Annotated in this window: 6 protein-coding genes; 1 reads left to right on the forward strand and 5 read right to left on the reverse strand. The window is 44.3% G+C overall.

The genetic code is table 11. The features are described 5' to 3' along the window. Positions 1 to 421 precede the first annotated feature (421 nt). The 5 genes from MO867_RS12600 to MO867_RS12620 form a co-directional block, all read right to left on the reverse strand. Positions 422 to 1,120, reverse strand: coding sequence for an aspartate/glutamate racemase family protein (locus tag MO867_RS12600; RefSeq protein WP_252468053.1), 699 nt, complete (start codon positions 1,118 to 1,120; stop codon positions 422 to 424). Between the two features lie 174 nt (positions 1,121 to 1,294). Further along, on the reverse strand, positions 1,295 to 2,113 hold the full coding sequence (locus MO867_RS12605; RefSeq protein ID WP_252468068.1) for an MBL fold metallo-hydrolase: 819 nt from the start codon (positions 2,111 to 2,113) through the stop codon (positions 1,295 to 1,297). 190 nt (positions 2,114 to 2,303) lie between these two features. Then, complete coding sequence (locus MO867_RS12610; protein ID WP_252468070.1) at positions 2,304 to 2,807, reverse strand: protein disulfide oxidoreductase; 504 nt, start codon at positions 2,805 to 2,807, stop codon at positions 2,304 to 2,306. Positions 2,808 to 3,067: 260 nt separating this feature from the next. After that, positions 3,068 to 4,096 carry a glycosyltransferase family 4 protein gene (locus tag MO867_RS12615; RefSeq protein ID WP_252468072.1) on the reverse strand — a complete coding sequence of 343 codons (1,029 nt, stop codon included), beginning with the start codon at positions 4,094 to 4,096 and terminating at the stop codon, positions 3,068 to 3,070. Positions 4,097 to 4,190: 94 nt separating this feature from the next. Then, positions 4,191 to 5,342, reverse strand: a complete 1,152-nt coding sequence (locus MO867_RS12620; protein ID WP_252468074.1) for an NAD-dependent epimerase/dehydratase family protein — start codon at positions 5,340 to 5,342, stop codon at positions 4,191 to 4,193. Between the two features lie 1,552 nt (positions 5,343 to 6,894). Here MO867_RS12620 and MO867_RS12625 point away from each other — a divergent pair. Continuing rightward, the gene (locus MO867_RS12625; protein ID WP_252468076.1) at positions 6,895 to 8,523 is read left to right on the forward strand and encodes a di-heme oxidoredictase family protein; all 1,629 of its coding nucleotides are present in this window, start codon (positions 6,895 to 6,897) and stop codon (positions 8,521 to 8,523) included. The last annotated feature ends 620 nt before the right edge of the window (positions 8,524 to 9,143 follow it).

Genomic DNA, 9,143 nt, shown 5'->3' on the forward strand with positions numbered 1-9,143 from the left:
CATATAAAAAGTGCCAGAAAATGTACCAATTTGGAATAGTGAAAGTAGGAATATTACTAATTAATGCAGACCATCAATGAAGATACTGACAATAATGTCTTAAACAAAGAAAGCTAAAATCGGCAATAAATATCATTTCAGTTACCTTTATGCCGGCATAAAGCCTCATCTCGGCAACTATAGGTCAACATATACCAAATTAAGGGTTAATACGAGGACAGTAATAACGCAAAAAAGGCAATAATAAATAAAATTAATCGATTTCCAAGTAGTACAAGCATCAAGCATCACTTTACCTGTCATCTACATAGTGAACTACATCAACAGTAGTCGTAGCTTGAAGGCTAAGTTACTGCAAAATTATTGGAATATTTTCCACTTAAATATCATGCAAGACACCCAGCTTCCACTCTGTCCCCAATTACTTCTCGGATATAGAAAATGCTACAGCCTTTTGGGCATGAATCTCAGTCGAGTCCAGCAAAGTTACTGTAGTATCTGCTTGGGAGATCAGCATACATATCTCAGTACATCCTAGAATTACACCGTCTGCACCCTGCTCAGCCAACTCATCCACAATGCGAACATAGCTTTTCCTAGAGTCATCAAGTATGATTCCCTTGCAAAGCTCATCATAAATAACCCTATGCACAATACCCCTATCTGATTTTTCCGGGATGATAACCTCTACTCCATATTTGTCCTGGATATAACTCCGATAAAAATCCTGCTCCATAGTAAAAGCAGTTGCCAGCAAACCCACTTTTTTAATTTTCTTTACGAGGAGTGCTTCACCGATCGCATCACAAACATGAAGAAATGGAACACCGATAGACTCAACAATTGCTCTAGAAATTTTATGCATAGTATTTGTGCATAACAAAACACCTTCAGCTCCAGCACCTTCAATGCGCTGGGCAGCCTCCGCCAGCAATAAGCCCGCCTGCTTCCACTTCCCCGCCGCTTGTAACTGGGCAAGCTCCTCAAAGTCCAGGCTATAGAGAATAATTTCAGCAGAGTGTAATCCACCTAAACTTTTGGCAATCCCTTCATTGATAATACGGTAATAGATTGATGTGCTTTCCCAACTCATCCCGCCCAACAATCCTATTTTTTTCATAAATCACCTTACGTTTTACTTCATCAAATAAACAATGAGAATATCAGGATCTATTAGCAGATCAATAACTCAGCGTAGATAATAACTTCCCCGAGCGGGATATTTTGTAATCGCATACTAAATGTCATCCATTTAATTCACAACCGCCTTAAAAACTATTTATCACAAAGAGGCTCATTCTTGAAATCTTGAAGGGTCAACCCGCATACAGGAAGCAATAAGGTTTTTTTTGCTAAAGTTATATCCAGACAAAAGGCTAAGCAGATTTTCTCGCCCCAAAAGCCGACGGGTAATCTCTCCAAGAGATAGCCCCTGCCGATCAAGTTCCCGCGCTTCACTCGACAAATTCAGTAAATAGTCACACTTTGCTTGTAGTCGGCTTTTACCATTTTCCACAATCCCCCGATGAGGACATAATATGGTATCAAAATCATATTTCAGGACTTTATGTATACTATGTATCAGCATTGGTACACTTTCATCTTTGCGTAGCAATTTCAAATGGCTGGCAACATATAGGTCAGCGGTAAATATCCACCCTCTATCTTGCATCAAGTAACAGGTCATATCTTTTGCATGCCCTGGCGCTGAAATTGCTAAAACTTTTTCGCCCGCGAAACGCAGCTCCTTGGGTAACGGTGCCGCCTCAGCGATTCCAGCTCGCCCCCAAATCAACAACTGCAAAGGTGGTATACGAAAGCCCCGCTTTAAAATCTCAACGGTAGATTCTGGCGCTTTTGGTTGTATACCTGTTAATTTGTAAATTGCTCCGGCATTTCCACTATGATCTTCATGGTGATGCGTCAGAACCAGCTGCTTAAAGGGTTTATTCTTGACAAACCACTTTACATATTTCCACTGATTACTCGGGCCGGCATCAATAATGGTGTCATTTAGGCGATATACAATAAATGTTGTGTTTATCCCAAAATCAAAACGTCCTACACGTTGTGCATCTAAATCTTTATAATCAAAAGAGTCGATAACCGACACGCTAGTCTCCAGCGCAAAGGAAAGACCTTGTAAGCCATTGGATCACCTATACTGCCGCAATTAACCACACAATCACCTGCAATCTACTAAATTCGCTGCATGCTTTAACGGTAGTATCAAGATATTAAGACTAGCTGGCAATTTTCGGCTGTGTAGATTCTAGATCACCAAGAGCATTTAAACTGACAGTTTATTTCGTCAGCTTTAATCGCATGCTCAGACCTAACTTTGAAGTGGCACCGCTAGTAATCCAAGCAATATTCCCATCACTTCCTACAATCACCAAGGTTGGCGTTACTTTGATTCCCCAAAGTGTACTTAAAGTGCCCTGTGGATCATTAACCACTGGGAACTCCAGGGCATGGCGCTGCATATATTCTTTTACCACTTCATCATCACCAGACTGCATCGCAACGCCTATCACTTGATAGTCCCGCGCCAACTCAGTAACCGCAGGTGAGACAATACGGCAATAAGGGCACCAAGACGCCCAAAAGTAGATCAATACCGGTCCCCCAGTGTACATTTCATTGAGATTGAGCACTTCGCCTTGTAAAGAGTACCCGTCTAAAGGCGGTGCTTGGTTCTTAGGTATGTCTCTTTGATGGATGTAGCCCACAGCAGTTGCCATTAAAATGGCTAAAAGTATAAAAACTAATAGCTTAGAGATACGATTATAGATAGTGGCTTCCATCAAACGATTGGCTCTCTCAATGCACCACACCACAAATAGCAGTACGTGAGTTTGTCTAGTTTTATGCTTCTATACATTTATACTAACGCAATGCAGAATGGTTAAGCGTCAATTTATTCAAATGAAATAATAGCGCAACTCCTGCGGGCAATTGAAAGAGGAGTTTTAAACCCCAACTTGCGCCGCAAGTCTCGCAAACACTCCACTACGAATCAAGTAGTTACTCTCTTAAAGTTTGCCTTGCCGAACCTAGTTGCCCTTTAAGTATCGACGGGCAAGGCTTCAATAGCACCTACCGGTACCAGATTAGAAATAAAATCTTCCGTGGCGACATCCCAGGAGTAAGTTCTGGCATGAGCAATACAGTCCTCTCGATTTTGTAATAAAGCTCTTTCAATAGCCACTTTAAGATTATTATGTAAGGCGCCTACCGGGGCATCACCGATAATATCTCTGGGTCCTGTCACCGGGTAAGCCGCAACGGGAAGACCGCAGGCCAATGATTCCAAATTAACCAAACCAAAAGTATCCGTTATCGAGGGAAATACAAATACATCTGCTCCGCTATAGCATTCCGTCAGGGCTTCGCCCTCTCGGACCCCCAGATACACCACCTCAGGAAAACGTCTCTTCAGCTCACCTATTTGAGGGCCATCACCGACTATCACCTTTGTCCCAGGTAACTCCAAAGACAGGAACTTATCAAGTGATTTCTCAATCGCCACACGCCCTACATTCAACATGATAGGTCTATCCAAGCCATCAAATACTGAGGTTTCAATGGGGCGGAACTTATCCAGCTCTACTCCCCTGCGCCAACGCTGTACACGGGCGATTCCCTGTATCCGCGCTTCTGTGGCCATTCCCTCCGTTGTCACCATGGTTAGTGCCGCGGAATTATGGAAACGGCGCAAAAGACCATGTAGCCACTTCAAGGGTATTTTATAGCGAATGGATACATATTCAGAAAGTCTGGACAGCCAAGAAGTCGTAAAGCGAATATTTCTACGTCTGCAATAGCCTCGAACGGCCCAACCTATAGGCCCCTCAGTCATAATATGAATCGCATCAGGAGAAAACTGCTCGATAATCCGAGCAGCTTTTGGGCCGGGGAAGATAGCAATTTTTACTTCCTTGTAACCTGGCCAGGGGAAATTTTTGAAATCATCTGCGGAAAGTACCTTCACTTCATGGCCCCGTGCAGTGAGCTCTTTGTAGGTCTTTGCGAGCACCCTAGAAACACCATTAAGTTGCTGCGGATAGGTATCCGTAGCAATCAAAATCTTCATAATTCACACTCTTCAGGTATAGATAAGTACATTCAACCTGCCGAAATCAATATCCATTTTACAGTTTTAAAATACTATTTTTAGCACACTAACTTCACCACTGTGACACACAGGGAATCTTGCTCTGATCACACCGGCGTGCATATTTATTAGCTATTTTATCTACTTCAGCAATAATCTGGCTATTTAACATAATTGGTTCGAGTTCCATTTCAATTAACTGGTCATTAACCACCAGCAGATCATTTTCAGCAGATTCATTCCTCGGGTTATCCAGGCAGGCAATACCGACACCGGCCTTCTCAGAAATCATCATTGCCAGATCCCTGACTTTATGAGCTTCTGTCATCTGATTAAGAATTTTCACTCGACCTCCAATCTCTGGCGGATTTTCAATCGCTAGCGGTATACAACGACAAGTGTTCCAAATATGAATAAATACTCGCTTTTGTCCGCCAGTTCCATGCACAGTAACGGGGTAATTAATAGCTGCCTGCATGAGGAAGCGATTGAGAACAGTTCCGTAGTCCCCGTCATAATCAAAACGATTAATAAGGTATTCGTCTCTTTGAGTCCGCTTGATCTGGGTACCCGATACAATTTCCTGATGTAAATCAGTGATCCGTACCTGATCATTTTTATTGTAAAAAGCCAACAATAATTGATCTAGAGCCTTCTTCATATGATAGATTGAACCAGAATTACTCGGATAGAGTATTTTCTGCTCAGTCACGAGATCGCCAGTGCCGATCTGAACCTTAAGGTATCCCCCTGGGATTTTAAGGCCGGCAGTGCCATAGCCATATACCCCCATTGATCCCGAATGAATCAGGTGTATATCCAGCTTGCTTTCCACAATGGCTGCCAAAATATCATTCTTAGTATTTAAATTATTGTCTACCGTATAGTGCCGGTGGCGGGCAGACCTCACAGAGAAAGGGGCGGAGCACTGATCAGCGAAATGTAAAATTGCATAAGGCCTTTCTTTTTTGAACAGATCCAGCAGCCGCTCAAACTCCTGCCCTACCGTGATGGACACATACTTGATCGTTTTCCCTGACACCTCTTTCCATACATTTATCCGCTTTGATACGACTCGTATGGGTTTTAGAGAATCTACTTCCAACTCTACATCAGTTTTTCTTCGGGAAAGATTATCAACAATAACAACATCATATCCTGTAGAAGAAAGGTGGAGGGAGATCGGCCAGCCACAAAACCCATCCACAACCAGTATTTTTCTCACCCTAACCCCTGCAGCATTTCTGGTAACCAAAAATGGTACCTACACTTGGCTCATTAAAAGAAACAATCAGAACCATAGAATGGTTTGAATCACTAACAAGCACCCTGAGTACTTACAGCAAAGTGACACCGCTCTATTTATTCGAATTTTTGTGACAAAGTAGTGACAATCCATATCAGCTCTCAGAGTCATTGTTAATTGAGGCAAGATTGCTGAAAGAATCACCAACAAGCTATTCCCCGCCCCTTACTTGGTATCAAACTAGGATAGATCCAATATCTCAGGCGCAATAGTAGAACTATCTCACTATTTCTAGCTTGAAATATATGGCGACAAAGGTGCTTATGGCGCCATATGAATGAATAATCCGCCAATTTTCATCACCAAACTCTAAATCGCCGTAAACCTTGGCAAACAGCCTCACTACCAATGGTTTCTCAAGCTGTTACTCCAATCACTGTGCATAGAGAAATGTACGCCAATATAAATGTCCTTAGAATTTAATATTTATGACAATTTTAGGAATATCGATTAATAGCGGGGGCGTAGATCAGTACCGTCATTGCGAGCTGAGCTGGACATCAAGTACTCTGGTGGACTGATTATTTCAGACAAACGTACTGCGGAAGGCCAACCCAAACACTTTAACCGCCAAGGGCAGTCAATTTAGGGCGATGAATTTAGCAGTATTATATTCTAGTGTGAATAAAGCCCTGGAAACACAAACTCAATATTTACCAATGGATAGATACACATATCCAAATTCACCCCTATTACTGATACACATGTCACAAAGAACCGACCGCGTCACGATAAGATAAAATGTGCCGACAATAGATCTGGAGGGGAGGTGGAGCCAAAACCCCGATTTGAAAAAGCTCCGAAAAGCAATCTATCAACAGCCTGTATAAGACATCTCTAAGGGTTTATCGATAGAAGCCCTAGCCACCGGAAAAAACAACTCTCCTGAATACCCCCATAAACATCAGGCACTTTTCCAAGGGGGCAAGGTCATATCCACAGGGAAGCGACAATACCCCATAGCGTTGGATCTCTGTCACCGAAAGATAAGAATAGCTTAAGGAATAGCACCCAATGTACTGGGAACTTCCCCTTTAGTACTGGCAACTAACACTGCCAGACAACAAAAAAATGGCTATGTGGCTACACAGCAGGTTATGGGCTAAATCGACAAAATCGGGATCGCACTTCTGGGAAATTTAAAGTACAACAATTTGCATGCTTTAAATTTCACTATCGAAGTACTGAATCTCCCGTGGTCTTAAAGCCTGCCACAAGCGGCAGAACAAGTAACGTTCTACCTCTTAAAAGCTTGCAAGGATGCTTTCGAAACTTCACCGGATGCACTTTGCGAGATAACGATGTTTTCGCCAATAATCCAGACAATTTTTCCCTGCCGCACAACTGGCTATCAGTTTATTTTGGGGAGTGTGATAACAGAAAAAATTGTCGAAAATTTCTGCATCAAAAGTGTTTCCGCAGAAAAACTTAGATTCCATCCGCGCAATATCAGTACCCGGAGATATAGCTGATGATAGTAAAAAAACACCTGTTGCCCATATCACTGGCAATATCGGCCCTGACTTTTGGGGCCACCCCCGCTCTTGCCGACTTTGGTTCCAAGCACGACAAAAACCGAGTGCCCAAGCACGCAAGAAAGAACCAACGACAACAAAAAGCTGGTGCTTTCGACTTCAGTGAAATTTTTGACACCGTGCAAATCCTGAATGCCGGGGCGGTCGAAATTCACCTCGGAGGCCATCTGGAACAATCTGAACTGGAAGCCATGGATCCCCTGGAGGCCTATGTTCATGCTTTTGAAGAAGGGGACGAGTTATTTGAAATCAACTACAACGCCCTCGATGGCGTGGGTGTTAATGTCGGTAATGGCAAGCGCTTTACCAGCTTTCCCCGCCCAGACTTGAAAGGCCCCAACGCTTGGGCCAATATTCTCCCCCATCGAGCAACAGGCCCGAATGGCGACTCCTGTATCAGTTGTCACAATGTGCCAGTGGCCGATGGTGGTGGTGGTGTCAACGACAATGTGATTCGAATGGACCCCGAGCGCCAACAAAAAGGCTTTATCGAGCGACAGTCCCCACACTTATTTGGTATGGGTGCCGTGCAATTGGTCGCAGAGGAAATGACCACCGCCCTACATGCACAAAGAGATGAAGCTATCAGCGAAAGCTGCTCCTCAGATGCCGACACTACTGTGGAATTGACAGCCAAGGGAGTTAGCTTTGGAGAACTAACTGTCTCCTGTGAAGAGGTAAACTACGATAATGTCGAAGGTCTAAATTCAGACCTGGTGGTCAGGCCATTTGAGTGGAAGGGTCTAACCGGCTTTGTTCGCGCATTTGTACGGGGCGCAGCTCACCAGGAACTGGGTATGCAGGCCACTGAGCTTGTTGGTGACGTAGATAGCGACTTTGACTCTATCACTAATGAATTAAGTGTTGGCGACATCACCGCTCTGACGATCTACAACGCGGCTCAACCACGCCCTGTCACCAAGGTCGAGCTAAACAGTATTATCAATACTCTCAGCGAGGAAGAACAAGAAACCTACGGCCTACCGCTTAGCGATGCCGATATGGCGAGCATTGAAAACGGCGAAGCCCTCTTTAACTCCATTGACTGTGCATCCTGTCACTCGCCTGAGATGGAAGTTGCTTCGCCAGTGTTCTACGAACCATCACAACATGCCAACTATCGAGATGAAACTTACCCCGCAGGTGATATAGCCGGCTTGCCCAGTACATCCCTTCAGTTCAATCTCCTTACTGAAATCATGGATAACCCACAGGAGCTAGCATCCGGTCAGACACTCGGCCAATTTGAGGAATCAGAAAACGGCGGAGCGCTAGTTCGACTCTACGGTGATCTTAAGCGCCACGATATGGGTCGCGCCATGGCAGAAGAGATCGATGAAGGCAACGTAGGTGCCTCGGTTTTCCTCACCGAGAACCTTTGGGGTGTGGGTTCAACGCCGCCATATCTACATGATGGGCGCGCTACTACCATGGCCGAAGCCATCCTGTATCACGGTGGTGAGGCCGAATCCAGTAAAGAGCAGTTTGAATCCCTCAGCGACACTGAAAAAGCTGACCTGGTTAACTTCCTGGATAACCTGGTGCTCTATCTCGCAGAAGAATAAATGCAAACTATCTACAGTTGACCCGAAGCGGGGCGCCCCATCGGCTGCCCCGCCTCTCTTTCTCCCACTAAGGCAGAATCAGTCAGATCTTCAAGTTGTGCCGCTGATGCCACTTCGCTAAAGATTCTTCCGGATAGCGCTCAAACACTTCGTCACTCTCCCATATATTTGCTTCAAACTAGTTTGGCGCATGTGAAGCATCATATGGCTGTGTACTGGCGGTACCGGTAAAGCAAAGGGATACACCAACTCGGGCCAGTGTGGCTCCCAGAGCCATATAGCACTAGCACACAACGAACAAAAATATCTTTTGGCGGGACGGTAACGCCTTGTTTTTCTATTACTTACTTCAACAATACTTCGGACAGTTTTAAGAGGTGAAATGGGTAGGAACCATGGACATGTACTGAGAAAATAAGGTTCTCAGATCTAATTGACGCAGTACCTGCCCATGGAAGACGTAGTAAAAGCTATTTTCGTTCGAATGTCCAATATCAAAAAACCACAAAGAAAGTTCATGCTCACGCTGTTTGCTGTACTGATGGTTTTTCAGGGTAGGGCAACATATCTGAATATGGAACGGTACAGTTTAGTCAGTGAGAAGCGCTATCGGCGATGGT

Origin of the sequence: Microbulbifer okhotskensis, assembly GCF_023895975.1 — a bacterium.
Lineage (GTDB): Bacteria > Pseudomonadota > Gammaproteobacteria > Pseudomonadales > Cellvibrionaceae > Microbulbifer > Microbulbifer okhotskensis.

Coding starts and splice junctions, on each gene's coding strand:
- MO867_RS12600 (WP_252468053.1), bottom strand. CDS start 1,120: ATGAAAAAAATAGGATTGTTGGGCGGGATGAGTTGGGAAAGCACATCA.
- MO867_RS12610 (WP_252468070.1), bottom strand. CDS start 2,807: ATGGAAGCCACTATCTATAATCGTATCTCTAAGCTATTAGTTTTTATA.
- MO867_RS12615 (WP_252468072.1), bottom strand. CDS start 4,096: ATGAAGATTTTGATTGCTACGGATACCTATCCGCAGCAACTTAATGGT.
- MO867_RS12625 (WP_252468076.1), top strand. CDS start 6,895: ATGATAGTAAAAAAACACCTGTTGCCCATATCACTGGCAATATCGGCC.